Annotated in this window: 23 protein-coding genes and 1 pseudogene; 12 read left to right on the top strand and 12 right to left on the bottom strand. The window is 42.5% G+C overall.

The window, feature by feature from the left end; all coding sequences use genetic code 11:
* Nucleotides 1-118 precede the first annotated feature (118 nt).
* From EQY75_RS13775 to EQY75_RS13790, 4 genes are all read right to left on the bottom strand, one after another.
* A complete protein-coding gene (locus EQY75_RS13775) occupies nt 119-1,543 on the bottom strand; it encodes a Gfo/Idh/MocA family protein (RefSeq protein ID WP_129606791.1) in 1,425 nt (474 codons plus the stop codon).
* 109 nt (nt 1,544-1,652) lie between these two features.
* The gene (locus EQY75_RS13780) at nt 1,653-2,312 is read right to left on the bottom strand and encodes an HD domain-containing protein (RefSeq protein WP_129606793.1); all 660 of its coding nucleotides are present in this window, start codon (nt 2,310-2,312) and stop codon (nt 1,653-1,655) included.
* Nucleotides 2,309-3,046: a lysophospholipid acyltransferase family protein gene (locus EQY75_RS13785; protein WP_129606795.1), complete on the bottom strand. Its 738-nt coding sequence runs from the start codon at nt 3,044-3,046 to the stop codon at nt 2,309-2,311. The genes EQY75_RS13780 and EQY75_RS13785 overlap by 4 nt, the downstream gene beginning before the upstream one ends.
* A 62-nt stretch (nt 3,047-3,108) precedes the next feature.
* Entirely contained in the window at nt 3,109-3,519 is a 411-nt protein-coding gene (locus EQY75_RS13790; RefSeq protein ID WP_129606797.1) for a BrxA/BrxB family bacilliredoxin, read from the bottom strand.
* A 122-nt stretch (nt 3,520-3,641) separates the two neighbouring features.
* Here EQY75_RS13790 and EQY75_RS13795 point away from each other — a divergent pair.
* The 4 genes and pseudogenes from EQY75_RS13795 (at nt 3,642) to EQY75_RS13810 (ending at nt 7,154) form a co-directional block, all read left to right on the top strand.
* A pseudogene (locus EQY75_RS13795) lies at nt 3,642-4,372 on the top strand (TerB family tellurite resistance protein).
* An 11-nt stretch (nt 4,373-4,383) separates the two neighbouring features.
* Entirely contained in the window at nt 4,384-4,968 is a 585-nt protein-coding gene (locus tag EQY75_RS13800) for a HupE/UreJ family protein (protein WP_129606799.1), read from the top strand.
* Nucleotides 4,969-5,138: 170 nt separating this feature from the next.
* Nucleotides 5,139-5,534 (top strand): deoxycytidylate deaminase, encoded by a 396-nt coding sequence (locus EQY75_RS13805; RefSeq protein ID WP_425462164.1) that lies wholly within the window; start codon nt 5,139-5,141, stop codon nt 5,532-5,534.
* A 6-nt stretch (nt 5,535-5,540) separates the two neighbouring features.
* Nucleotides 5,541-7,154, top strand: a complete 1,614-nt coding sequence (locus tag EQY75_RS13810; RefSeq protein ID WP_129606800.1) for a S41 family peptidase — start codon at nt 5,541-5,543, stop codon at nt 7,152-7,154.
* A 29-nt stretch (nt 7,155-7,183) separates the two neighbouring features.
* Here the strand turns inward: EQY75_RS13810 and EQY75_RS13815 are convergent, their stop codons facing one another.
* The 3 genes from EQY75_RS13815 to EQY75_RS13825 are packed head-to-tail and all read right to left on the bottom strand — an operon-like array spanning nt 7,184 to nt 9,431.
* The gene (locus EQY75_RS13815) at nt 7,184-8,566 is read right to left on the bottom strand and encodes a TPR end-of-group domain-containing protein (protein WP_129606802.1); all 1,383 of its coding nucleotides are present in this window, start codon (nt 8,564-8,566) and stop codon (nt 7,184-7,186) included.
* A 54-nt stretch (nt 8,567-8,620) separates the two neighbouring features.
* Complete coding sequence (locus EQY75_RS13820; RefSeq protein ID WP_129606804.1) at nt 8,621-8,821, bottom strand: hypothetical protein; 201 nt, start codon at nt 8,819-8,821, stop codon at nt 8,621-8,623.
* 34 nt (nt 8,822-8,855) lie between these two features.
* Nucleotides 8,856-9,431: a MarC family protein gene (locus EQY75_RS13825; protein WP_129606806.1), complete on the bottom strand. Its 576-nt coding sequence runs from the start codon at nt 9,429-9,431 to the stop codon at nt 8,856-8,858.
* A 122-nt stretch (nt 9,432-9,553) separates the two neighbouring features.
* On the opposite strand from EQY75_RS13825, the gene EQY75_RS13830 reads away from it, so the two are divergent.
* The 4 genes from EQY75_RS13830 (at nt 9,554) to EQY75_RS13840 (ending at nt 14,536) form a co-directional block, all read left to right on the top strand.
* Nucleotides 9,554-10,135 carry a DUF3109 family protein gene (locus EQY75_RS13830; protein WP_129606808.1) on the top strand — a complete coding sequence of 194 codons (582 nt, stop codon included), beginning with the start codon at nt 9,554-9,556 and terminating at the stop codon, nt 10,133-10,135.
* A gap of 166 nt (nt 10,136-10,301) precedes the next feature.
* Complete coding sequence (locus EQY75_RS14050; RefSeq protein ID WP_165200671.1) at nt 10,302-10,448, top strand: hypothetical protein; 147 nt, start codon at nt 10,302-10,304, stop codon at nt 10,446-10,448.
* A 495-nt stretch (nt 10,449-10,943) separates the two neighbouring features.
* Nucleotides 10,944-11,930, top strand: coding sequence for a ribonucleotide-diphosphate reductase subunit beta (locus tag EQY75_RS13835; protein ID WP_129606810.1), 987 nt, complete (start codon nt 10,944-10,946; stop codon nt 11,928-11,930).
* A gap of 122 nt (nt 11,931-12,052) precedes the next feature.
* A complete protein-coding gene (locus EQY75_RS13840) occupies nt 12,053-14,536 on the top strand; it encodes a ribonucleoside-diphosphate reductase subunit alpha (RefSeq protein WP_129606812.1) in 2,484 nt (827 codons plus the stop codon).
* Between the two features lie 347 nt (nt 14,537-14,883).
* Here EQY75_RS13840 and EQY75_RS13845 read toward each other — a convergent pair whose 3' ends face one another.
* The 3 genes from EQY75_RS13845 to EQY75_RS13855 are packed head-to-tail and all read right to left on the bottom strand — an operon-like array spanning nt 14,884 to nt 18,180.
* Nucleotides 14,884-15,804, bottom strand: a complete 921-nt coding sequence (locus EQY75_RS13845; RefSeq protein ID WP_129606814.1) for a hydroxypyruvate isomerase family protein — start codon at nt 15,802-15,804, stop codon at nt 14,884-14,886.
* 10 nt (nt 15,805-15,814) lie between these two features.
* On the bottom strand, nt 15,815-16,462 hold the full coding sequence (locus EQY75_RS13850; protein ID WP_129606816.1) for a gluconate 2-dehydrogenase subunit 3 family protein: 648 nt from the start codon (nt 16,460-16,462) through the stop codon (nt 15,815-15,817).
* Entirely contained in the window at nt 16,462-18,180 is a 1,719-nt protein-coding gene (locus tag EQY75_RS13855; protein ID WP_129606818.1) for a GMC oxidoreductase, read from the bottom strand. Before EQY75_RS13855 ends, EQY75_RS13850 begins: the two co-directional genes overlap by 1 nt.
* A gap of 218 nt (nt 18,181-18,398) precedes the next feature.
* On the opposite strand from EQY75_RS13855, the gene EQY75_RS13860 reads away from it, so the two are divergent.
* From EQY75_RS13860 to EQY75_RS13875, 4 genes are read left to right on the top strand one after another with little or no spacing between them, the layout of a single operon-like run.
* On the top strand, nt 18,399-19,394 hold the full coding sequence (locus tag EQY75_RS13860; RefSeq protein WP_129606820.1) for a sugar phosphate isomerase/epimerase family protein: 996 nt from the start codon (nt 18,399-18,401) through the stop codon (nt 19,392-19,394).
* Between the two features lie 15 nt (nt 19,395-19,409).
* Complete coding sequence (locus tag EQY75_RS13865; RefSeq protein WP_129606822.1) at nt 19,410-19,853, top strand: DinB family protein; 444 nt, start codon at nt 19,410-19,412, stop codon at nt 19,851-19,853.
* 18 nt (nt 19,854-19,871) lie between these two features.
* Nucleotides 19,872-21,101 carry a nucleoside permease gene (locus EQY75_RS13870; RefSeq protein WP_129606824.1) on the top strand — a complete coding sequence of 410 codons (1,230 nt, stop codon included), beginning with the start codon at nt 19,872-19,874 and terminating at the stop codon, nt 21,099-21,101.
* Nucleotides 21,102-21,109: 8 nt separating this feature from the next.
* Nucleotides 21,110-22,249, top strand: a complete 1,140-nt coding sequence (locus EQY75_RS13875) for a Gfo/Idh/MocA family protein (protein WP_129606826.1) — start codon at nt 21,110-21,112, stop codon at nt 22,247-22,249.
* On the opposite strand, the gene EQY75_RS13880 is transcribed toward EQY75_RS13875, so the two are convergent.
* Nucleotides 22,250-22,723, bottom strand: a complete 474-nt coding sequence (locus EQY75_RS13880) for an ASCH domain-containing protein (RefSeq protein WP_129606828.1) — start codon at nt 22,721-22,723, stop codon at nt 22,250-22,252.
* 11 nt (nt 22,724-22,734) lie between these two features.
* Nucleotides 22,735-24,453, bottom strand: coding sequence for a GMC oxidoreductase (locus tag EQY75_RS13885; protein ID WP_129606831.1), 1,719 nt, complete (start codon nt 24,451-24,453; stop codon nt 22,735-22,737).
* Nucleotides 24,454-24,455: the final 2 nt, after the last annotated feature.

Genomic DNA, 24,455 nt, shown 5'->3' on the forward strand with positions numbered 1-24,455 from the left:
ATACTTTTAATTGTAAACTACTGGGAATAATGATTTTAATGTATTCACCAGTTCCAGTAACTGCCGTTAATTATCTCAATGGGATGAATCAAATCTATGTACCATCAATTAAGACGATTTAACTCAAGTCCCAACCTTTGCGATAAGTACCTTTAACCCACTCGTTCGCTTTTTCAAAATTGGTAACTCGCATGGCATCGCCATCCCACATAATTTTTCTTCTGCCAGGATAGGCAAAAGGATCCCAGTCGCCTAACTGCTTGCCTTCTTTGAGTTCTTTATATTGAAAAGCTTTAATAGCCAGATTGCCCATGAGCACAGCCTCTGTAAGTGGTCCTGAACGATCAAAACTGGAAGAAGTATTACTGCCTTGCATGCAGCCTTCTACCCAATTTTGCTGATGCCCTCCCGTGCTACCTAATACTCTTGGCAAGGTAGGCGAAGGGGGAGAAAACAGACCCATCATTTCCGAAGGGAGCAATCGGGCATTACGGGAATAGACATCACAAACGAGAATTCCTTTAGTACCATAAAAAACAGTTCCCCCTCCGGTATCTCCTATAGTTTCATCGTCTTTTAACTCGTCGGGAAGGTCGGGCATGATGCCTCCATCATACCAGTTCAGTGCTATTTCACCGTGATTCGGGGTATCAAATTTCAATCTGACGATGGAAGAAGCCGGACAAGAAGCACTATAGTCGGCTTCTACAAAATCACCTACCCAATTTGTGGTACAACTGGCTTCTGCTTCGGTAGGATAACCCAGGTCTAGCACTCCAAAAGGGGTCTCCATAATATGGCAACCCATATCTCCTAAAGCACCGGTGCCAAAGTCCCACCATCCACGCCATTTAAAGGGTAGGTAGGCGTTATTGTAATCTCGTTTAGCTGCCGGACCTAACCACAGGTCCCAATCCAGGCCATCCGGGATTTCGTCCTTCCCTTGAGGGAGCGGAATTCCTTGCGGCCATACAGGACGGTTTGTCCAGCAATCGACCCGCTCTACTTTACCAATTATGCCAGAGTTTATCCATTCCTTAGCTTGTCTGCTACCGTCACTGGATGCTCCCTGGTTACCCATTTGAGTTGAAATACCATTTTCAGCAGCTACTTGTGTCATCAATCGGGCTTCAGCGATATTATGGGTGAGGGGTTTTTCCACATAGGCGTGCTTTTTAGCCCTCATAAAAGGCAATGCTATGGTAGCATGGGTATGGTCTGGAGTAGCAACCATAATCGCATCCATATCCTTTAGCTGCTTGTCGTACACTTTGCGAAAGTCCTTATAGCGTTTTACATCCGGGAAGAATTCATAGGTTTGGGCCGCTCGTCGATCATCTACATCGCAGAAAGAGACGAATTTTACCTTTCCTGTTTCATGTAGGCCTCTAATGACACCAGATCCTCTTCCTCCCACTCCAAAAGCGCCAACGTAGAGCGTGTCACTCGGGGGCACATGTCCCTTTCCGAGAACATAACTGGGAACAATAGAAAACACAGCGGAAGAAGCCGTTACATTTTTAATAAATTTTCGTCTTTGCATGAATTTTTCCTTTTAAGATGCGAGGAAAGATACAAAAAAACAGATCGAATAAAAGTAGATGAAGTGGATGTTGGGGAGTGCTTTTATAGCACAGGCAACCTAATTGCATTTAACGGTTTCCATTCCATTCAGCATAGAATTGTTCCAGGTATCCAAGAAGAAAATCGTGCCGTTGTTCTGCAATTTTTCTCCCTGTTTTGGTGTTCATTTTGTCTTTAAGCAATAACAGCTTTTCATAAAAATGATTGATGGTGGGGCTTTGGGAGTTTTTGTAAGTGTCCTTGTTCATGCTGAGGTTCGGAGCAATGTCAGGATCGTAGAGTTTTCTGTTTTTAAAGCCTCCGTAGTGAAAGGCTCTGGCAATGCCGATGGCTCCTAGGGCATCTAATCTATCTGCATCCTGAACCACATGTAATTCCAATGGATGCTTTGGGGTGATTTTTTGTCCAACTGTATTTTTAAACGAGATGTTTTCAATGATGTAACAGACCTTATCGATGACCTTATTATCAACTCCGATGGAATTGAGAAATTCCTTCGCCAGTTTAGGCCCGAGGGTTTCGTCTCCTTTATGGAATTTGGCATCAGCAATATCGTGTAGTAAAGCGCCTAAACTCACAACCAGTACATCTGCCTTTTCATCTTTGGAAATGAGGAGTGCATTTTTAAATACCCTTTGAGTATGAAACCAATCATGGCCGGCCTCTGCATTTACAAGAGTTTCTTTTACAAAATCGATGGTTGATTCAACCAGTTCTGTATTGGTCATGGGTTAATTCGGATGTCTTTGGTGATTTGTTCTTCTACTCTGGAAATAAGTACATCAGCGTCTCCTGTATTAGCAATTGCAGGGTGCACCTTAAAAATCAAATGGGAACCGATACCATAAGGAAACTTACCATACCGCAGCATTTTCCATGAATTATTTATGCTGATGGGTACTATCAGGGCAGATGGAGCTTGCTTCATTAAAACCTTTAAGCCGGTTGTCTGAAATTTTTTAGGGTGCCCCGTCCTGCTTCGGGTACCTTCGGGAAAGATAACTGCGCTCCTGTTGTGTTTTTCTATGTACTTACCCAGTTTCGAAATGGCCAACAGAGCCTGTTTACTATCCTTCCTGTCGATCAATGCAGAACCTCCGTGTCTCAGATTAAACGAAACACTTGGAATCCCCTTGCCCAATTCAATTTTACTGACAAACTTGGGATGATGCTTTCTCAAATACCAGATGATGGGCGGAATATCGTTCATACTCTGGTGATTGGAAACGATGATAAGAGGTTTATCCTCAGGAATTTGCTGCTTGTTGATAAAGGTATAGCGTGTACCCAGGATGTAAGTGCACCACATTAATACCAGGTTGAGATAGCTCACACTTTTTTGATGGGCGTGGTACCCAAACCAATTCAGGCATATCCATTGCACAGGATGGAAAACAAGCAGGCTAATTCCAAAAATGAGGAAGTACAAAACCGTTAAGGGGTAAGCCAGGAGCTTTCGCATAAAACAAAAATAAAAAAACCGCACTTGGAATAGTGCGGTTCAATAAATATGTCTGTTATAAACTAACAAAATTCATTATACGCCTCAGTCAGATTTTCGGCAATCATCTCAGCAGGACGACCTTCAATATGGTGTCTTTCAATCATATGGACCAGTTCTCCATTTTTAAACAATGCCATACTGGGGGATGATGGAGGAAAAGGAACCATTAGATTTCTCGCTGCATCAACTGCTTCTGTATCTACCCCGGCAAAAACCGTGATAAGATGATCTGGTTTTTTATCGTTTCTCAGGCTTAACTTAGCAGCAGGTCTGGCATTGGCTGCTGCACATCCGCATACAGAGTTAACCACTACCAAGGTAGTGCCCTCTTTTCCAATGGCGCTATTTACAGCCTCCGCGGTATATAATTCTTCAAAGCCTGCTGTAGACAGGTCTTCTCTCATGGGTTTTACTAATTCTGCAGGATACATAGTCTTATTTTTTTATTGAGCACAAAGATAGGAATTATGAGGAAATTATAAGCCAAAGCTTTCTTAAGACTACCGAACTTTTTAGCGGTTAAACCCTATCTTTGGCAAAATTTTTTTTGAGCATGATTCGGTGGATCGCAGCCATACTAGGCTTCTTCTTATTTCGTCTTCCGGGAGCCATTATTGGTTTCCTTGTAGGTAGCTTTATGGATAATATGGGCTCCGGCTCCAGGGGAGGTCGATCTTTGACGACCTGTCAAGGCAGAAGGTGAGTCCGGCCGACTTTGAACTCAATCTCCTGTCGTTGTGTTCTATAGTTATCAAAGCCGACGGACAGGTTAGTCAGCGCGAACTGGATTACGTACGTCAATATTTCCTCAGCACTTACGGTAAGGAAAAGGCAAATGCCATTTTCAGAACTTTTAACGAGGTGATCAAGAAACGCGAAATTTCTGCCCAAAAGATCTGCACATACCTCAACCAGAGAACTCGATATGAAGTTCGGCTTCAACTCCTTCATTTCTTGTTTGCTATCGCCCAGTCTGACGGATCTATCAGACCTCCGGAGATTGACAAGATCAGAGAAATTGCCGGGTATTTAAGGATTGGAAGAACGGATTACGAAAGTATTAAGGCCATGTTTGTCAAAAGTGCCGATAATGCCTACAAGATATTGGAGATAGACAAAAGTGTGTCCGATGATGAGGTGAAGAAGGCCTACCGGACCATGGCGAAAAAGTATCACCCGGACAGAGTAAACACTGAGAATGAGGCGATCAAGAGAGGCGCCGAGGAGAAGTTTAAAGAAGTTCAGAAAGCCTATGAACAAATACAGAACGAGCGCGGAATGTAATTCTTAAAATCATGGAAAACTTTTGGTTTTACACGAAATTAGGATTGGAGCATGTCTTAGACCTGGCTGCCTACGATCATATTTTATTTCTGATGGCCCTGGTGATCCCTTTTTCCCTCAGAATGTGGAAAAAGATTCTGACGCTGGTTACCGTATTCACCATTACGCATTGTATTTCCCTGGCTTTATCCGTTTATAAAGTGGTTGAAGTTGATGTGGCCTGGATTGAGTTTCTGATTCCGGTAACCATATTGCTGACTGCACTTTTCAATCTATGGGATAGCTTGAAAGAAGGTAGTGTACTGAGCTTTCAACTACAAGCCGTGGCAACGGGCTTTTTCGGGCTTATTCACGGTTTTGGATTTTCAAATTATTTTAAAATGCTGATGGCAGGGGAAGATGAGAAATTCAATCCCTTACTCGGCTTTGCTACCGGGATAGAAATTTCACAAATCATTGTAATTACTGCAGTATTGGCTGTAGCGGCTATTTTGGAGATGGGATTGAAATTACCCAGAAAATACTTTGTTATTGGCACCACCTCAATTGTAATTTTGATAACAATCCCCATGATAATTGACACATGGCCGGGCTAAGGTGATGGAATAATACACCTTGTCGGTTTTAATTAAATATTAACCATTATTGGTTGTTGGACTCTCCCAAAGCAGGTATCTTAGTGCTTGCGAGCCTAGGCCAGTGGAATCAGACCCGTGAAGAAGTGACCAAAAAAAAGCAGCTAAAATACGACAAGGCCTATTTGAGAATGGCACATGAGTGGGGCAAGTTATCCTATTGTGAGCGTAAACAGGTAGGGGCTATTATTGTCAAAGACCGAATGATCATTTCAGACGGATATAACGGCACCCCTACTGGATTTGAAAATTTTTGTGAAGATGAGAAGGGCTATACAAAATGGTATGTCCTGCACGCAGAGGCGAATGCCATTTCTAAAGTAGCCTCGTCTACCCAGTCTTGTGAAGGAGCCACCTTGTACATTACTCTTTCTCCTTGTAGAGAATGTAGTAAACTGATTCACCAATCTGGCATAAAACGTGTAGTATATCAGATCGCCTATAAAGATGGATCGGGATTGGAGTTTTTAGAAAGGGCAGGGGTGGCATTGGAGCATCTGCCACATATTTTAGAAGAAAATGCGTAGGAAGAAATGAAGAAGTATCATTACATATGGCCGGCAATAATCGCTTTAGCGCTGTCTTTGGGAATCCTGATAGGCGGAAAGCTCGATTTTAACGATTCACCTGAAAAGCTATTTACCACCAACTCGAAAAAGGATAAACTCAATCGCCTCATCGATTATATAGACTATGAGTATGTTGATGAGATCAATACCGATAGTATTGTTGATGTAACCGTAAATAATATCCTTGAAAAATTAGATCCCCATTCGGTCTATATTCCGAAGGAAGAACTCTCCCAGGTCTCAGAAAATATGAAGGGCGATTTTGTGGGGATCGGCATCAATTTCTATATGTACAGGGATACGATTACAGTAATCAGGACCGTAGAGAATGGCCCCAGTTTCCTTGAAGGGATTGAACCCGGCGACAGAATTTTAATTGCCGATGGAGATACCCTTTACGGCAAGAACCTGCCGAGCAGGAAAATAGTTGGAACATTAAAAGGAGAAAGCGGGACATCGGTTGATTTAAAGGTATACAGGAAAAAAGAGGACCGGTTCTTTGATGTGACCCTTAAAAGAGACAGGGTGCCGATCAAGAGCGTGGAGTCGTTTTATATGCTGACTCCTGATATGGGATACATCAAGATTAACAGATTTGCCGAGAGTACGTACAAAGAATTTAAAAAAGCACTAAAGTCATTGCAAAAACAAGGTGCAAAGAAATTAACCCTTGATCTAAGAGACAATCCCGGAGGCTATCTGGGAATAGCAGAACAATTGGCCGATGAATTCCTGAAAGAGGGAAAGCTTATCCTGTTCACCAAAAACAATAAAGGAAAGATAGATAAGATGTTTGCGACGGAAAAGGGCTCATTTGAGAACCAACCCGTTTACGTACTGATCAATGAACGATCGGCTTCTGCCAGTGAAATTATTGCCGGGGCATTACAAGACAACGACGTAGGCACAATAGTGGGGCGCAGGTCTTTCGGAAAAGGGCTTGTTCAACGCGAAATGGCCCTGGGAGACGGCTCTGCTGTTCGCTTAACCGTTTCACGTTACTATACCCCAACCGGCAGGTCTATTCAGCGGGATTACCAGAATGGAAGTGAAGACTATTACGAACGGTTTGAAGATCGATTTGAAAATGGGGAACTCGTTTCTGCAGACAGCATCAAGGTTACCGATTCACTAAAATACACTACTCCCAAGGGGAAAGTGGTCTATGGTGGTGGAGGGATTATACCTGATGTTTTTGTGCCAATCGGCAACTTAGAAGAAGAAACTATTAAGAGTATGGCTAATCTTGGCTTTACCCCCCGATTTATTTTTGAGCACCTGGAAGAAGACAGGGAACAATACGAAGCCTATACTGAATCTGAATTTGTAAAGAACTTCAGGGTAGACGATATTTTGTTTGAAAAATTCGTGAATTTTGCTTTATCGATCAACATCAGCATGGATTTCTACGAGTATGAAGAACGAATTAAATTGTATTTAAAAGCGGCTCTGGCTGAGCAGTTGTTTTCTCCAAATATTAGTGCGAAGATCAAGGGCGAAATAGATCAGATGCTACTAAAGGTAATTGATCTTGACCGGCCTACCTGGCAGCCGGAAAAGCCTCTATTAAAGGAATAATTCTTTTAATTTAATTTCCATAGTCTCATTCAGTATCTCTCCAGCAATTCATTAAATTCCTTCAGGGTTTTTAAATTTTGAAATTCCGAAGTATTCTTTACCAGATTTTTATCAGTCCATCCCAGTTGCATCATTTTTTCAAGGTGTTTAAGAGCAGAAGGATATTTCTTCCAGGCAGCGTATTTTCTGGCTAGTTGATAATAGGTAAACGGACTATCAGGGGCAATGACCAGGAGGAGTTTTTCGGCGTATTCCTGTTCCTTTACCTTATTCTCGCGTAAAAAGGAATCCATAGACTCCCCTGCCATAGCGAATAGATGGCGCTGTAGGCGATAGGCCATCAGCTGATACTCGGGCTCTTCGTGCGAGGCGTATTTTTCTTTGAGCTCCTTTACTGTATTCTCCCACCATTCAAAGGCATCCGGACTCTCACCCATGGAAAGCTCAAGTGCAAAGCGTTCCTTTGTTTTATAATTGAGAGTATCTTCCAGCATCGCGACTTTTGCTAGTCGGGTTTTTTCCTTCCTATATCGCTTTTCGCGTTTTAATTTTCTTAATCGCTTCTCAAGGCTGTCAGATGAGATCAGATCCGGATAATATTCAATCATCCGCGATAATTCCCGGGAGGCCTCAACCAGTTGTCCCTCGCTTTCGTAATACTGTGCCTTTACAAGTACATCTTTAAAATTTTTGGATCTCAGCTCGCTGTTTACCTCTTTAACACCTTTTCTGAACGCTTCTTCTTCCAGCCAACCCAACGCCCGGAGCATAACTTCAGAAGGAGGCCATTGATGTTCACCATTAAAAACAATGCGTTCGTTCGGAATCTTTAACGAGACTAACCAATCCTCAGTTTTTTGCATTTCCCGGAAGTTCATGTCTTTATCTCCCACAATTCCTACATAAGAGAAACGGTTATTCTTGTTGGGAAAATACAGGGGATACTGAGCAAAACCAGCACCACATGCAATCACTCCTTGTATGGCACCGCTTAACACGGCAATAGTCCCGGCGAGCCTAGACCCACCCGAAAACCCGGCTGTGTATATACGATTACTGTCTACCGTAAATTTTGCAAAAACCGATTTGAACAGGCGATCTGTAATTTCTAAATTTGGTCCATAAGGGCCGTTTTTGGTATTGTTGGAACAAATCAGGATATATCCGTATTCTTCCGCGGCCTCAATAAAGGGTAGTAGTCCGGTTTTACCCCTCCCGGCAGGGTCGAAAATGAAAATAATTGGGGCTTTTTGGGAGACTTGATAACTGCTTGGCAGGTAAGTTGCGAAAGTTTCATCTGCCGCTCCCTGCACAGGAATCGAATCAGTTAATACTCCCTCATTTATTTTCAATTGCTGAGAGACGCCATTTAAATAAATACAGAGAAAGAAGGAGAACAAAAGACGTTTCATTCCTGTAAATTAAGAAAATCATCTCAAAATTTCCCGCAGAGGAAAAAGGGTCTTCTAATCCTCTATTTTTTCCTGAATTTTTTTGGACGCCTGTAAGATCAGAAGGAGAATGATAGCACAAAGTGCTGCAACGATGCCAATAACCGCTATGATGCTCTGTTCACCGAAAGGATCAGTAAAATCAACAATGGTCACATTGTAAATAATAAGGGCAAGAGCCAGTACGATCAGGACAACGCTTAGTGTTTTATTCATGATGAGAATCTTTCAAGTTTCAGAATTAACTTAATTATTGAAATAATTGATTGACGTTTGTGGCAAATAACTTTACTGCAATAGCCAGGAGGATCACTCCAAATACCTTTCGAATAACACCCAAGCCAGCCTTTCCGAGTACGCGTTCTATTTTTGAAGACGACTTTAAGACAAGGTAGACAAAAATGATATTCACGATGATTGCCACGATAATATTCTCTACATAAAATTCGGCTCTGAGTGACAGCAGAGCGGTCATTGTCCCGGCACCTGCTATCAATGGAAACGCGATGGGCACCACCGAGGCTGTTTCAGGTTCATCATCCCTGTAAAGGGTAATTCCCAAAATCATTTCAATGGCCAGGAAGAAAATTATAAAGGCTCCTGCTACCGCAAAGGAGTACACGTCTATGCGGATCAGGTTGAGGATCTCCTCTCCGACAAATAAAAATGCAACCAGGATACATCCCGCAACGATAGAAGCTTTTTCGGAGTGGATGTGTCCAACTTTTTTACGTAAGTTGATAATAATGGGAATGCTTCCAACAATGTCAATAACTGCAAAAAGGATAATACTGGCTGTCGCTATTTCCCTAAAATTAAAATGCATTTTATACGCTTTAAAAGTGCGGCAAAAGTACTACATATTTAGAGGAGAATAAGAAGGTTAAGTAAAATATTCTTGGGTAATATTAGCTCGATTGAGGTATATTTGAGCCCAATAAGGAGAATATGTTTCAGCTAGGAAAGACATTGGTCTCAGAAGAAATCATCGAGAAAGATTTCGTCTGTAATCTCACCGCTTGCAAAGGGGCATGTTGCGTTGACGGTGATGCCGGGGCACCGCTTGAGGAGTCGGAGACCAAAATCCTCAGGGACATTTATGAAAAAGTAAAGCCATTTCTAAGGCAGGAGGGAATCGAGGCGATTGAGACACTTGGTCATTTTGTAAAGGGCGAAGACGGGGAATGGGAAACTCCTCTCATTGATAAGCGGGAATGTGCCTATACCGTTTTTGACGATAAAGGAATTGCTAAATGCGGTTTGGAAGAAGCGTATATCCAGGGCGCAACGTCTTGGAAGAAGCCCGTTTCTTGTCATCTCTACCCTGTTCGAGTAACTGAATACACTAATCTTACGGCAGTTAATTACCACAAATGGCAACTTTGCGATCCAGCCTGTGCTCTCGGTGAAAGTCTCCAGGTACCGATCTATAAATTTGTAAAGGAAGCCCTGATTCGCAAATTTGGTGAAAATTGGTACAAGGAATTGGAACAAATCAGCAAGCAGCATCAGTCTACACAAATCAAGTAGGTATTTCATAGATTTTTTAATACCGTTAAAGGAGTATTTTTCTCCTTAGCTCGGACTTTCTATAGCTTTACGGTCCCTCGGGTTATCCATGCTCTGTAAAATGATAATTGGAACGCCTCAAGGATATTTAAATCAACCGTTTACCACCATGAGAAAATGTGTTTTCTTGTTTCTACTCTTTGTGTTCGTGCTTATAATTGCGGCCATGACTGAGAACAATGAAAGAGAAGCTGCCATTGAAAAAGTGGCTGTGGATAACAACATTCAGGATCCCTTACTGGACGAAACTACAGCCCTGAATTCCGAGCGCTAATTATTTAGAATACCTTCTATTTTTCTTCCGTTTATAAAAGATCAATTCTGATTAAATCGGAGTCTTTCGTACTACCCAACAAGGAACAAAATCCTTCACCCTAAATATTCTAGGAAAATTTAAGTCAACCCCTGGTGATTTTCCGCATGATTCCATTTAAGTTATTTGAATGCGATCTACAGCATAATATTCTGTAATCAAGATCGATTCTATTGCATTCTGACCAAGTATAGAAATAACACTCAGCGGTATTAAATAAAATACTTCTCGGTCTATTTTGGTTTCAATAAAAACTCAAAATATTTATACAAATAGTCTTCTTGTGCTAAGGGCAGTATCCACACCTCTTAAGCCTAGATTTCAACATGCTGTGTTAAAAACTTTGAGTGGCTTCTCCCAAAACCGACTTTACAATTTAATAACATTTTCTAATCTTTGTTAATCCCAGCAAGAAGCACTTTTTCACTCAAAATATAACTTTAAAAAAATTGAAATATGTCAAAGACCGTGGAGCCTATTTTAGAAGAAAATGAAGACCGTTTCGTAATCTTTCCAATTAAACATCACGACTTGTGGGAGTGGTATAAGAAATGTGAAGCTTGTTTTTGGACTGCTGAGGAAATTGACCTTCATCAGGATCTGGCGGATTGGAATAACAAGCTCAGCGATGATGAAAAGTACTTTGTAAAGCATATCCTCGCATTTTTTGCTGCCTCTGACGGCATTGTCAACGAGAATCTGGCAGAGAATTTTGTGAATGAAGTACAATACACTGAAGCAAAGTTTTTCTACGGGTTCCAGATCATGATGGAGAATATCCACTCGGAGACCTATTCTTTACTGATAGATACTTATGTAAAAGACGAAAAGGAAAAGAGCATACTGTTTAAGGCCATTGAGAATTTCCCTGCAATTAAGAAAAAGGCCGACTGGGCCCTTAAATGGATTGATTCCCCGAGCTTTGCAGAACGACTAATTGCTTTCGCCGCTGTAGAAGGAATCTTTTTCTCAGGAGCATTTTGTTCAATTTTCTGGCTGAAGAAAAGAGGTCTGATGCCAGGCCTAACTTTCTCCAATGAACTAATCTCCAGGGATGAAGGTATGCATTGCGATTACGCGGTACACTTACATAACAAACATCTCGTCAACAAGGTCCCTAAAGAAAGAATTAAAGATATCATCGTAGACGCCCTCAACATCGAGAGAGAATTTATTACAGAATCACTTCCGGTAAGTCTTATTGGGATGAATGCCAAACTCATGACTCAGTATCTCGAGTTTGTTACGGATCGCCTCCTGGTGGAATTGGAATGCGAGAAAGTCTACAACTCTACGAATCCATTTGATTTTATGGATATGATATCCCTTCAGGGGAAAACGAATTTCTTCGAAAAACGCGTATCAGAATATCAAAAAGCGGGTGTTCTTAACAAAGAAAAAGATACGGATTCACAGAAGATCAGTTTTGATGCCGATTTCTAAGGTGTCTAAAGTATAAAGAGCCCTCAATCAACAGGGCTTTCTATGCTCAATATTTGAAATGTTAAAAAAATTATAAAATACTCAAACCAACCCTTATAATTTAATTAAATAAGCGCAGCAAAATGTACGTAGTAAAAAGAGACGGTAGAAAAGAACCCATGATGTTCGACAAGATCACGGCCAGGGTTCGAAAATTATGTTATGGCCTTAACGATCTTGTAGATCCTGTAAAAGTGGCCATGAGGGTTATTGAGGGCCTTTATGATGGAGTGACCACTTCAGAGCTCGATAATCTGGCTGCTGAGATTGCCGCAACTCTAACTACTGCACACCCTGATTACGCAAAGCTGGCGGCCCGAATCTCGGTATCCAACTTGCATAAAAATACGAAGAAGTCCTTCTCCGAAACCATGAAGGACCTTTATGAATATGTCAATCCGAGAACTGGAAAGAAAGCACCTTTGCTTTCCGATGAGGTATTCAAAGTGGTTTCCGAAAACGCTGATATGCTCGATTCCACAATTATTTACAACCGGGACTTTGGCTATGATTATTTTGGTTTTAAAACCCTTGAGCGCTCATACTTGCTAAAATTAAACGGAAAGATAGCTGAGCGCCCTCAGCATATGTTGATGCGGGTGGCAGTAGGGATACATCTCGACGATTTGGATTCGGCAATCGAGACTTATGAGCTCATGTCAAAAAAGTTTTTCACCCATGCCACCCCAACCCTTTTTAATTCGGGAACTCCGAAACCGCAGATGTCCTCTTGCTTTTTGCTGGCTATGAAAGATGACAGTATTGATGGTATCTATGACACACTGAAAAATACAGCAAAAATCTCACAATCCGCTGGAGGTATAGGCCTGTCTATTCACAATATCAGAGCCACCGGGTCTTACATAGCGGGTACCAACGGCACCTCTAACGGTATCGTCCCGATGTTGCGTGTATTTAACGATACTGCGAGATATGTAGATCAGGGTGGGGGGAAAAGAAAAGGTAGTTTTGCCATTTACGTAGAACCGTGGCATGCCGATATCTTTGAATTCCTGGAATTAAAAAAGAATCACGGAAAAGAAGAAATGCGGGCGCGTGACCTGTTCTACGCCATGTGGATACCGGACCTATTTATGAAGCGTGTGGAAACCGACGGGGAATGGACGCTAATGTGCCCTAACGAATGCCCCGGACTTTTCACTCATCACAGTGAAGAATTCGAAGAATTGTACCTGAAGTATGAGAGTGAAGGGAAAGGAAGAAAAACTATACGTGCAAGGGAATTGTGGGAAAAGATCCTCGAGTCTCAGATAGAGACAGGAACTCCTTACATGCTCTATAAGGATGCGGCCAATCGCAAGAGTAACCAGAAAAACCTGGGGACCATAAGATCATCCAATTTGTGCACTGAGATAATGGAATACACCTCTCCCGACGAGGTGGCGGTTTGTAATCTTGCTTCCATTGCCTTGCCTATGTTTATAAAGAATGGAAGTTTTGATCACAAAGAACTTTTCAAGGTCACAAAACGAGTCACAAAAAATCTCAACAGGGTAATTGATCGCAACTACTACCCCGTTAAAGAGGCCGAAAATTCCAACATGAGACACAGGCCTATTGGATTAGGTGTACAGGGACTTGCAGATGCTTTTATTGCGCTTCGTCTTCCGTTTACCAGTGATGAAGCAAAAAAGTTAAATCAGGATATTTTTGAAACGCTCTATTATGCGGCAGTGACTGCATCCATGGAAGCTGCCAAGGAAGAAGGACCTTATTCAACTTATAAAGGATCACCAATTTCCAAAGGTGAGTTTCAGCACAATCTCTGGGGGATTAAGGATGAAGAATTATCCGGCCGATGGGACTGGGATAAATTGCGAAAAAACGTTAAAAAACACGGAGTTAGAAATTCGCTGCTTGTTGCGCCCATGCCAACTGCATCAACTTCTCAGATTCTAGGAAACAACGAATGTTTTGAACCGTATACTTCAAATATATACACCAGAAGAGTTCTCTCAGGCGAATTTATCGTGGTAAACAAACACCTTCTTGAGGATCTGGTTGAACTGGGCTTGTGGAACGAAAACCTGAAACAGGAACTGATGCGAGCTAATGGTTCAATTCAGCATATTGATAATATTCCTGAAGATATCAAGGAACTTTACAAAACGGTTTGGGAATTGAGCATGAAGGACATCATTGATATGTCCAGGCATCGCGGATACTTCATAGATCAAAGTCAGTCTCTGAACTTATTCATGGAAAATGCGAATTATTCAAAACTGACTTCCATGCATTTTTACGCCTGGAAAAGTGGCCTGAAAACGGGAATGTATTATCTGAGGACCAAAGCAGCAGTAGATGCTATTAAATTCACCCTGGACAATACTAAAAAGAAGGAAGTGCCAATTAGTGTTGCTGCAGAAGCCGAAGTACTGGCTGCTACTCCTGACCCCAAAGCTGCTGAAGCCATTCAAGTGAAGACTTCTCCGGTACAGGGAACAGAAGCCTCAACAGAACCGATGTCACCGGAAGAAATGAAAGCGTTGATCGCACAGGCCAAAGCAGGTGAGGCTGATGATGATTGCCTCATGTGTGGTTCGTGATCGCAGATTTTATTTCAAATCAGACCTCGAATTTTAAGCACTTATGCCTGAGGTATTAGAATAGTGTTTATTAAACTATACCCCGGATATCCTTCTCAATAATGGTTTCTGGGGTATTTTTATTCTGATGTATTGTCCGTCTAAGAATTGTTGATACGAGGCAATATGACTGTTTTGGCAATGAACAGCAGAGCCAAATAAATAAAGAGAAGTAAAAAATAGTGTTCCATAGCACATCGCCCTTCTTTTATATATACGGTGCTAAACGAAGTCACGGATCTTTTCTTATACCCCTTTTCCATAAAAGGAAAAATTAAATCTCAATTACGAAGCCAACCTGAAGGTGATCAAGGCTGTGGATCAACTATTTTATAAGCGTCAATTACCGCTCTTTCCCCAGAAATACCGGCTATAGAATTACCGTGTTCCATGCCCAAAATTCCTTTAAAACCTTTATCGTAAATGAATTTGAAGACATTTTTATAGTTGATTTCTCCGCTATTAGGTTCATTTCTTCCCGGATTATCTCCTATTTGGAAATAGGCAATCTCGTCCCAGCAGGAATCGATATTCGGGATTAAATTACCCTCCTGGATTTGTTGATGATAGATGTCAAAAAGAATTTTACAGGAAGGTGAGTCTACGGCTTTACAGATCTCGTACGCCTGTGGACTTTCCGTAAGGAACAAGCCAGGATGATCTCTAAAATTCAAAGGTTCAAGGACCATGGTAATTCCGTGAGGCTCAAGGATAGCACTCGCTTGCTTTAAAGTTGTGATTACATGAGATGTTTGATAACCCATCCGAAGTCTAAGATCCCTGTGTCCCGGAACGACGGTCATCCATTTGGCGCCAACGCGCTTTGCAACTTCCACGGCATCCCGTATCTGCCCTAAAAACTCTTCCCTGTAGTCTTTATTTCCCGACGCCAGGTTTGGGGAATCCCAATAGATTTTATGAGCTACAAAAACGCCCATTGTCAATCCCCTTTCCTTCATAACGTTGGCTATTTCGTTTTGTACCTGTACCGGACGTTCCATCATTCCATTGTCTTCGAAAGCGGTGAAACCTTCATCTGCCATAAAATGAAGTTGGGCGATGGGATCTTCGCCGGCACTTTCTTGAAACATTCCGATATGGGGGGCATACTTCAGTTGAAAACGGTGAGCTGCGGTGTTTTTGGTGTAGTTCCCAAGGACAGAAAACCCTGTCAGGGACAGGGTTCCGGTGGCTAAAGCCGTATTTTGAATGAATGTTCTTCTTTTCAATCCAATTTAATTAAAGGGACCAATCTTTTCCGCCCGTGAGCTCGTTGAGGTCACCACAACCTATATATTCACCAGGAACAGGGAGATAAACTAAGACATTCTCACCAACATATTCTGAGGTTTTATATCCCCAGATGGTCATATCACGAAGATTTTTAGAAAAGGAATAACGCATAACCTCATCCGGCACTGCTTCATTTTCTCCTTTAGCTGCGGCGGAAGTATTCTTAATCATCAGTTCCTCATTCTCGATAATCTCTTCTTCTGAGATCTGTAAGGTTTTCGCAAAGATGGGTTCCAGGTCTTCTGCAGTGAGCTCCTCAGCTTTTTCCTTTCCTGTCTCACTCAGGGCATTCTGAATAAATTTGTTGAGAGAAAGCTTTGTCATATCTTGCTGAACTTCTTCCATGATCTCATTGGTGAACCGATCAATGAAAACATGTACATTGACTTCTGAAGCCGAAGGAGTATCAGTTTTAGGTAAGATAATATCTACCAGTTTGATGATTACATTGCCTTCTTCCTTGGTGAAAAAATCAGGTGTCCAATCTACAGCCTTCACATCATTACACCCCTGTACGAGGGATAAAAGGGTAGGGGTGGCGATAGAATATCCTAAGGCCAGTCCCATATTTTTTAATGCTATTCTTCTATCCATTACAAGAGTCCTTTTTTAAGTTGTTCTGCCGCGTGATTTGCAGCTCGTGCCGTAAAGGCCATATAGGTTAATGAAGGATTGACACAGGCAGCGGAGGTCATAAATGCCCCATCAGTAACGTACACATTTTTTACTGCATGTACCTGGTTGTATCCGTTGAGCACTGAAGTTTTGGGATCACGTCCCATTCTTGCCGTTCCCATTTCGTGAATTCCAAGGCCTAGAGCCCCAGGCCTGTCAAATGCCTGAACATCCCGCAAGCCTGCTTTAGAGAGCATTTCATAGGCTTGCTCTTTCATGTCTTCGCGCATATTCCATTCATTTTCCTGGAATTCCGCATCGAAGGTTACAGTGGGGAGTCCCCATTGATCCAAATTGTCATAATTCATGGTCATACGGTTATCCTCGTGGGGTAAAACCTCTCCGAAGCCTCCCATTCCAAATGTCCACCCTCCGGGTTTAAGAATGGCTTCTTTCAGGTCTTTACCATGTGAGAGTTCTGAGACCACTTCTTCCCAATTACCTCTGCTGCCACTTCCCTGATAGCCATATCCCCGTTTAAAGGTTTTCATATTCGACTTACCACCGAGATTACGGAATCTGGGGACATAAATACCGTTGGGTTTACGCCCCTTAAAATATTTATCCTCATAGCCGTCAAGTTTCCCTGCGGCTCCAACACCTAAATGGTGGTCCATGATATTTCTTCCTAATTGATCAGAGTCGTTCCCCATGCCATTGGGAAAACGATCAGATCTGGATTGCATTAGAATGGCTGTAGAAGCCATTGACGAAGCACACAGGAAGATCACTTTTGCCTTAAACTCAAAAGTCTCCTTGGTTACCCTGTCTATTACTTTTACCCCGGTCGCTTTTTTAGTATCTGGATCATAAATGACCTCATGAACGATCGAATCGGGCCGTAAAGTCATATTTCCTGTAGCTTCTGCTGCAGGAAGTGTAGAAGAATTACTGCTGAAGTAAGCTCCGAAAGGACAGCCTCTTATACAGCGGTTTCGGTATTGACATTTGCTTCTGCCATCACCTTCAAATTTTTTACTGCTATTGATATGCGCAACCCTACCCGCGGTAATTACCCGGCCGTCGAATTTTTCGGCAACTTTTTCCCTTACGTGTTGTTCTGCACAATTGAGCTCCATCATGGGCTCAAATACACTGTCGGGTAACTGCGGAAGCCCGAGGGCTTCTCCTGAAATACCAACGTAGGTCTCTACCTTGGTGTACCAGGGGGCAATATCTTTGTAGCGAACTGGCCAGTCTACGGCTATGCCTTCTTTTTTATTCGCCTCGAAATCGATATCACTCCATCTGTAACTATGCCGACCCCAAAGCAGGGATCTTCCCCCCACGTGATAGCCACGCATCCAGTCGAAACGCTTGGTTTCATTATAAGGGTGTTCCAGGTCATTGACAAACCAAAAATTGTGGGGAGCCCTAACTGTATATCCTGTTCGTGCCTGTTTAAATTGTTTGGCAACTTCTTCAGGGGATAGTTCTCCGTTATTGGGAAAGTCCCAGGTATCCATGTTGGCGGTGGGGTAATCTTCACGGTGTTTAACCATTCGCCCGCGCTCCAGGACAAGTGTCTTCAATCCGTTCTCACATAATTCCTTAGCGGCCCATCCTCCACTTATTCCTGTCCCAACTACTATGGCATCATAGGAATCCTGTTCTTCATTGTAGTAAAATTTACTCATCTAAATCTATAGTTTGAAAGCTAAATGTATTAAATATAAAATTAATTTTCTACATTTAAACGGCCTTATTACTGAGGATTCCGTGTTAAAAACAGGAATAGTCAGCAATAATATTATTTATCTCAATACTACCTTGCACAGGCCATATATTAACAAGAGAATGAGATCCAAAGGTTTTACCATTTGTAATTTTCTTTTAACCCAACAGATAAACAGAGATGAAAAGGAGGAGATTTGTCAGAAATACAGCGGCTGCAGGCTTAGGACTGGCGGTTGTAGGAATGTACGGTTGTAAACAAGCCAAGAAGGAAGCATCGGGAGTAATGGAAGAGATCGAGGAATTGAGCGAACCTTTCTTTAAGCTTTCACTGGCACAATGGTCTGTACACAGAATGATCTGGAACGGAGAGATGGATCCCTATGATTTTGCGGCCAAGGCAAAAGAATGGGGCTTCTCAGGGCTGGAATACGTAAGTCAGTTATATGACAAGGAACTCAGTGAATCAGATTACAGCGCTGAAGCAATGGCCGCCTTTGTTGCCCGATGCAATTCGGAAGCAGAGAAACATGGTCTTGAAAATGTCCTCATTATGATTGACAGGCAGGGTGACCTTGCTACTACCGATAAAGCAGAGAGAATGTCAGCCGTGGAGAATCACCACAAATGGGTAGATGCAGCCCAAGCAATGGGATGTCATGCCATTAGGGTAAATCTGTCTGGCAGCACCGAGCCCGATACATGGGTAGCGAATTCTGTTGACGGACTTACCCGGTTAGCGACTTATGCCAAGGATAAGAACATTAATATACTGGTAGAGAATCACGGAGGATTGTCCTCAAATGCGGCTATGCTCGCTGAGGTCATGACAAAAGTAAATATGGACAATTGTGGGACACTTCCCGATTTTGGTAATTTCTGTATTCGTAGAAATGATCCTGCAGATTATAGAAGTGGTTGTGCGGAAATGTACGACCTCTACAAAGGAGTGGAAGAATTGATGCCTTTTGCCAAGGCCGTAAGTGCAAAATCACACAATTTTGATGAAGACGGAAACGAAACTGAAATAGACTACACTATAATGCTGCAGATTGTCAAGGATGCCGGCTATACAGGCTATATTGGTGTAGAATATGAAGGGAACGAACTGGAGGAAACTAAAGGGATAATGGCTACCAAAGAATTGATGCTGAAATCAGCATCAGAATTGACATAATACCGAGACATACTTATGGAAGAATTCTTTAATGAGCTCTTTGATTACAACTTTTTCAGTAATAAGCAACTAATCGAAGCCTGTCGTAATTTGGAGGAAGTGCCCAAAGAAAGTATCAGGCTTTTCAGCCATATTCTCAATGCACATCAGATATGGAATGCGAGGATTATTGGAGCTCAACCGGATTTTGGAGTTTGGGATGAACATCCCCTTGAATCATGGGAAGATATCCACTACGAAAATCAGCGCAACACCTTTGAGATCATCACGAATTCTGATGATTATGAAGCGCGGATTGATTATCAAAATTCCGAAGGCCGCTTATTTACCAATACGATACAAGACATGCTCTTTCATATTATCAATCACTCAACCCATCATCGAGCACAGATTTTGGCTAATTTCAGGGCTAAAGGTCTCGAGCCGGTTTCCCTCGACTACGTATTTTACAAACGATAATCATTTAAACCAAACCGAATGAACACCAAAATCAAAATACAATTGTCCTTTATGATGTTCCTGGAATTTTTTATCTGGGGTGGGTGGTTTGTTACCCTGGGCACCTTTTTGGGAGACAACTTAAAAGCGAGTGGGGGAGAGATTGCCATGGCATTCTCTACGCAATCCTGGGGAGCTATCATTGCACCCTTTATCATAGGTCTTATTGCAGATCGGTATTTCAATGCGGAGCGAATTCTCGGTGTCTTACACCTCTTAGGGGCCCTTTTAATGTACCAGATGTACAGTGCAGATGATTTTGCGATATTTTATCCTTACGTATTGGGATATATGATCATCTATATGCCTACCCTGGCCTTGGTTAATTCAATTTCCTTCAATCAGATGAAGGATCCGGCTAAAGAGTTTGCTTTTGTAAGAGTTTTTGGAACTATAGGATGGATAGTGGCAGGCCTGATTATCAGTTATGTCTTCCTTTGGGATTCTGCTGAGGCCAGAGCTGATGGGTTGCTTAAAAACACCTTTTTAATGGTAGCAATTGCTTCTGCTGTACTGGGGTTGTTTAGTTTTAGCTTACCGAAAACTCCTCCTACGGCAATTAAAGATGGCAATGTTAATATTTCTACCATCCTCGGGCTTGATGCTCTTAAACTATTAAAAGATCGAAATTTCCTGATCTTTTTCATCTCCTCAGTATTGATCTGTATCCCTCTGGCATTTTACTACCAAAATGCGAATCCGTTCCTGGCCGAAATAGGGATGGAAAACCCTACGGGAAAAATGACTTTAGGACAGGCATCAGAGGTATTGTTTATGTTGCTGCTTCCCTTCTTTTTTAAGCGATTTGGATTTAAGATGACCATTATCGCAGGGATGCTGGCATGGACCATTCGTTATTTACTCTTTGCCTACGGCAACGCAGGTGACCTCGCATTTATGCTTATCATTGGGATCGCACTACACGGTATATGCTATGATTTCTTCTTTGTATCGGGCCAGATCTATACGGATTCAAAGGCAGGAGAGAAATTTAAAAGTGCAGCACAAGGGTTGATTACCCTGGCAACATACGGCTTCGGTATGCTTATCGGTTTTTGGGTAGCGGGTAAGATATCCGACATGTATCTGGTTTCCGATAACGTTCATGACTGGACCAATATCTGGACCTTCCCGGCCATTTTCGCCTTTGTGGTCATGGCCCTTTTTGCTATATTTTTCAAAAATGAAGTTATTGAATACAAAAAATAGAAACTGAAATGCCGAAGAAAATAAGATTAGGAATATTAGGAGGAGGTGGAGATTCACTGATCGGGGTACTGCACAGGGTCGCTTCCTTTATCAATGACAACTACTCAATAACCGGGGCAGTTTTCAATGCCAATTATGAAGATAATTTGTCCTTTGCCAAAGAAATAGACGTGCCTACAGATCGTATCTATAAGGATTTTGATACGCTTGTAGAGGAGGAAATGAAACTTCCAAAGGAGGAACGAATTCAGGTTTGTGCCATCCTTACCCCCAATTTTCTGCACTTTCCCATGGCAAAAAAATTGCTGGATAACGGATTTCACGTGATCTGTGAAAAGCCTATGACCACCACATATGAGGAAGCTAAAATCCTGAGGGATGCTCATAAGAAAGCGGGGACCGTGTTTGCAGTAACGCATACGTATACCGGCTATCCAATGGTAAGGCAGATCAGGGAAATGATCAAGGCCGGTGAGTTGGGAAAAATACACAAAGTAGATGCCAGATATTACCAGGGTTGGATCAACCCCATCATCCACGATAAGGCAAAACGATCTACTGTATGGCGGCTCGATCCTAAGAAAGCAGGGATAAGCTCATGTATGGGCGACATTGGTGTGCATGCCTTCAACCTTGTAGAATACACCACGGGATTAAAGATCAAGTCATTACTTTGCGACTTTAACTACCTCTATAGTGACAATCAAATGGATGTTGATGGTACGGCCCTTATCAGGATAGGAGAACATGTTAAAGGGGTTATTAGGGCAAGTCAGGTTGCGACAGGTGAAGAAAATGGTTTGGCCATCAGGATCTACGGGGACAAATTCGGTTTGTTGTGGGAGCAGGAAAATCCCAATTTCCTGTACAAGATCAGCGATACAGAACCCATGGAAGTTTATAAACCAGGACATGCCTATAACAGTGCGTTATCTCTGGACGGTACAAAACTACCGCCAGGACATCCGGAAGGGATCTTCGATTCTATGGCGAACATATACCTGGGGGTTGCAAAAGCCATCCGGGGTATTGATTACAACGACGGAGAGTTCCCAACGATGACCGATGGGGTTCGCGGCTTGAATTTTATCGAAGCTACCGTTGAGTCACACAAAGGAGGAAATGTATGGGTTGAGCTGGACGATTAATCATTTTTTCTTTCTTTCGAATACTTTTTCAAAGATCTCGCAGACTACTATCATACTCTCCCGCGGAACCCTGCCAAAAGGCTCCAATTCCCGGGTATAATAATCCCAATGTGTTTTTTTCCAATAGTCGAGCGACTTGTCTCCTTCACCTTCAAGTTTGGCATAGGACTCCCTAATACTGAAAAAAGGTTTAAGCTTAACTGCAACGGTCCTCACGATACAACGCGCATTTCCGTCCCAGTCTGTGATAATGGTAAAATCTCCAATTTTAGGCAGTGGTTCTTTTCGGTATTGCAGGCCTAAGAGGGAGTGAGAAGTTGCTCGTTTAACTCCTTTCAACACTAATTTTAAACAGGTATTGGCATCTTTTTCATTATCACAAAAATGCGTTACCACAGGCTCTTCGGCAAATGCGTATTCAAGGTGCTGGTCTAAAAAGTCGCCCCAGAGATTTCTTGCAGATGCATTTTCCATAATTATGTAGGTTAAGAGAACACTCCTTTGTTAAATTCCTCAACGGCGTGATGGGCCGCCCTTGCTGTAAATGCCATATAGGTTAGGGACGGGTTAACACAACTCGCAGAGGTCATAAAAGCTCCATCTGTAATATAGATATTGGGAACCGCATGGACCTGATTGTGCTTATTCACCACAGAAGTACGTGGATTCCATCCCATCCTGGCTCCACCCATTTCATGAATCCCTAGTCCCGGTCCTGTCTCATTCTCATAAGGCTGAATATTTTTAAACCCTGCAGCTTCGAACATCAGCACGATTTGTCTGATAATGTCTTCCCGCATTTTGTATTCATTGTCTTTAAATTCAACATCAAAATCGAGCTGAGGAAGACCCCATTGATCTTTCTCGGTCGCGCTTAGGGTTACCCTGTTTTCGTGATAGGGCAGCATCTCCCCAAAACCGGAAACTCCAATTTGCCAGGGTCCCGGTTTAAGGATATTTTCCTTGAGCTCCTTTCCGTATTGCATCTCAGCCACTGAAACTTGCCAGTCGGTTCGGCTGGCTCCCCCCTGATACCCAAAACCACGCAGGTAATCCCTTTGCCTCGACTTCTCATTGACATTGACAAAGCGGGGAATATAAAAGCCGTTAGGCCTTCTTCCTTTGTAAAATTTATCCAGATATCCATCAACCGACGCTGTAGCGCCTAGTTGGTAATGGTGATCCATTATATTGCGTCCTACCTGGTCGTGGTCATTTCCAATACCGTTGGGAAACCTTTCAGACTTGGATTGTAACAGAATACCAACACTGGCCATTGCAGAGGCACACAAAAAGATCACCTTAGCTTTAAACTCTAATTTTTCATGAGTTTCTGCATCGACAATTCGCACCCCTGTCGCTTTTTTACTTTGGTCGTCATAGATGATTTCATAAACGATAGAATTTGTCCTGAGGGTCATATTACCGGTTCTCTCAGCAGCAGGGAGGGTAGTTGAATTACTGCTGAAATATCCCCCGAAAGGACATCCTCTCGAGCAACGGTTGCGATACTGACAGGGATTTCTGCCTTCATGGTTTGATTCCTTATCTGTAATATGGGCCACCCTACCTATGGTCAGGACTCTGTTGTCATCGAATTTTTCACCCATGGCCTTTTTGAGGTCTTCCTCGGGACAAGTGAGGTCCATCGGGGGTTGAAATTGACCATCCGGCAGATGATCTAAACCAAGAGCTTCTCCGCTTACACCAATATAAGTTTCAACCTTGTCATACCATGGGCTGATATCCGCATAGCGTACCGGCCAGTCTACAGCTATGCCTTCCTTTAGATTTGCTTCAAAATCAAGATCACTCCAGCGATAACTCTGGCGCCCCCAGGTAAGGGAACGACCTCCCAGGTGATAGCCCCTGATCCAATCGAATCGTTTGGTTTCCTGATAGGGGTGTTCCAGGTCATTGACAAAAAAGTGTTTGTTGTCTTCCTTGGGTGCCCATCCTAACCGGAATTGTTTGGGATACTTTTTTTTCTCTTCCCTGGAGAGTACGTTGTTGTTGGGCAAGTCCCAGGTATCCATATTCGAAGTAGGATAGTCCTTAATATGCTCCACCATTCTGCCTCTTTCGAGTACAAGGGTTTTTAAACCACCTTCACAAAGTTCTTTGGCAGCCCATCCCCCGGTAATCCCGGTTCCTACCACTATGGCGTCAAATTGATTTTGCAGAATGTCAGTTGTATTACCCATTT

The sequence above is a fragment of the Muriicola soli genome (genome assembly GCF_004139715.1).
Lineage (GTDB): Bacteria > Bacteroidota > Bacteroidia > Flavobacteriales > Flavobacteriaceae > Muriicola > Muriicola soli.

What these genes read in the sequence shown, in the direction of transcription:
- EQY75_RS13775 (WP_129606791.1), bottom strand. Translation starts at nt 1,543, where the DNA reads ATGCAAAGACGAAAATTTATTAAAAATGTAACGGCTTCTTCCGCTGTG.
- EQY75_RS13780 (WP_129606793.1), bottom strand. Translation starts at nt 2,312, where the DNA reads ATGACCAATACAGAACTGGTTGAATCAACCATCGATTTTGTAAAAGAA.
- EQY75_RS13785 (WP_129606795.1), bottom strand. Translation starts at nt 3,046, where the DNA reads ATGCGAAAGCTCCTGGCTTACCCCTTAACGGTTTTGTACTTCCTCATT.
- EQY75_RS13790 (WP_129606797.1), bottom strand. Translation starts at nt 3,519, where the DNA reads ATGTATCCTGCAGAATTAGTAAAACCCATGAGAGAAGACCTGTCTACA.
- EQY75_RS13800 (WP_129606799.1), top strand. Translation starts at nt 4,384, where the DNA reads ATGGAAAACTTTTGGTTTTACACGAAATTAGGATTGGAGCATGTCTTA.
- EQY75_RS13805 (WP_425462164.1), top strand. Translation starts at nt 5,139, where the DNA reads ATGGCACATGAGTGGGGCAAGTTATCCTATTGTGAGCGTAAACAGGTA.
- EQY75_RS13810 (WP_129606800.1), top strand. Translation starts at nt 5,541, where the DNA reads ATGAAGAAGTATCATTACATATGGCCGGCAATAATCGCTTTAGCGCTG.
- EQY75_RS13815 (WP_129606802.1), bottom strand. Translation starts at nt 8,566, where the DNA reads ATGAAACGTCTTTTGTTCTCCTTCTTTCTCTGTATTTATTTAAATGGC.
- EQY75_RS13820 (WP_129606804.1), bottom strand. Translation starts at nt 8,821, where the DNA reads ATGAATAAAACACTAAGCGTTGTCCTGATCGTACTGGCTCTTGCCCTT.
- EQY75_RS13825 (WP_129606806.1), bottom strand. Translation starts at nt 9,431, where the DNA reads ATGCATTTTAATTTTAGGGAAATAGCGACAGCCAGTATTATCCTTTTT.
- EQY75_RS13830 (WP_129606808.1), top strand. Translation starts at nt 9,554, where the DNA reads ATGTTTCAGCTAGGAAAGACATTGGTCTCAGAAGAAATCATCGAGAAA.
- EQY75_RS13835 (WP_129606810.1), top strand. Translation starts at nt 10,944, where the DNA reads ATGTCAAAGACCGTGGAGCCTATTTTAGAAGAAAATGAAGACCGTTTC.
- EQY75_RS13840 (WP_129606812.1), top strand. Translation starts at nt 12,053, where the DNA reads ATGTACGTAGTAAAAAGAGACGGTAGAAAAGAACCCATGATGTTCGAC.
- EQY75_RS13850 (WP_129606816.1), bottom strand. Translation starts at nt 16,462, where the DNA reads ATGGATAGAAGAATAGCATTAAAAAATATGGGACTGGCCTTAGGATAT.
- EQY75_RS13855 (WP_129606818.1), bottom strand. Translation starts at nt 18,180, where the DNA reads ATGAGTAAATTTTACTACAATGAAGAACAGGATTCCTATGATGCCATA.
- EQY75_RS13860 (WP_129606820.1), top strand. Translation starts at nt 18,399, where the DNA reads ATGAAAAGGAGGAGATTTGTCAGAAATACAGCGGCTGCAGGCTTAGGA.
- EQY75_RS13865 (WP_129606822.1), top strand. Translation starts at nt 19,410, where the DNA reads ATGGAAGAATTCTTTAATGAGCTCTTTGATTACAACTTTTTCAGTAAT.
- EQY75_RS13870 (WP_129606824.1), top strand. Translation starts at nt 19,872, where the DNA reads ATGAACACCAAAATCAAAATACAATTGTCCTTTATGATGTTCCTGGAA.
- EQY75_RS13875 (WP_129606826.1), top strand. Translation starts at nt 21,110, where the DNA reads ATGCCGAAGAAAATAAGATTAGGAATATTAGGAGGAGGTGGAGATTCA.
- EQY75_RS13880 (WP_129606828.1), bottom strand. Translation starts at nt 22,723, where the DNA reads ATGGAAAATGCATCTGCAAGAAATCTCTGGGGCGACTTTTTAGACCAG.
- EQY75_RS13885 (WP_129606831.1), bottom strand. Translation starts at nt 24,453, where the DNA reads ATGGGTAATACAACTGACATTCTGCAAAATCAATTTGACGCCATAGTG.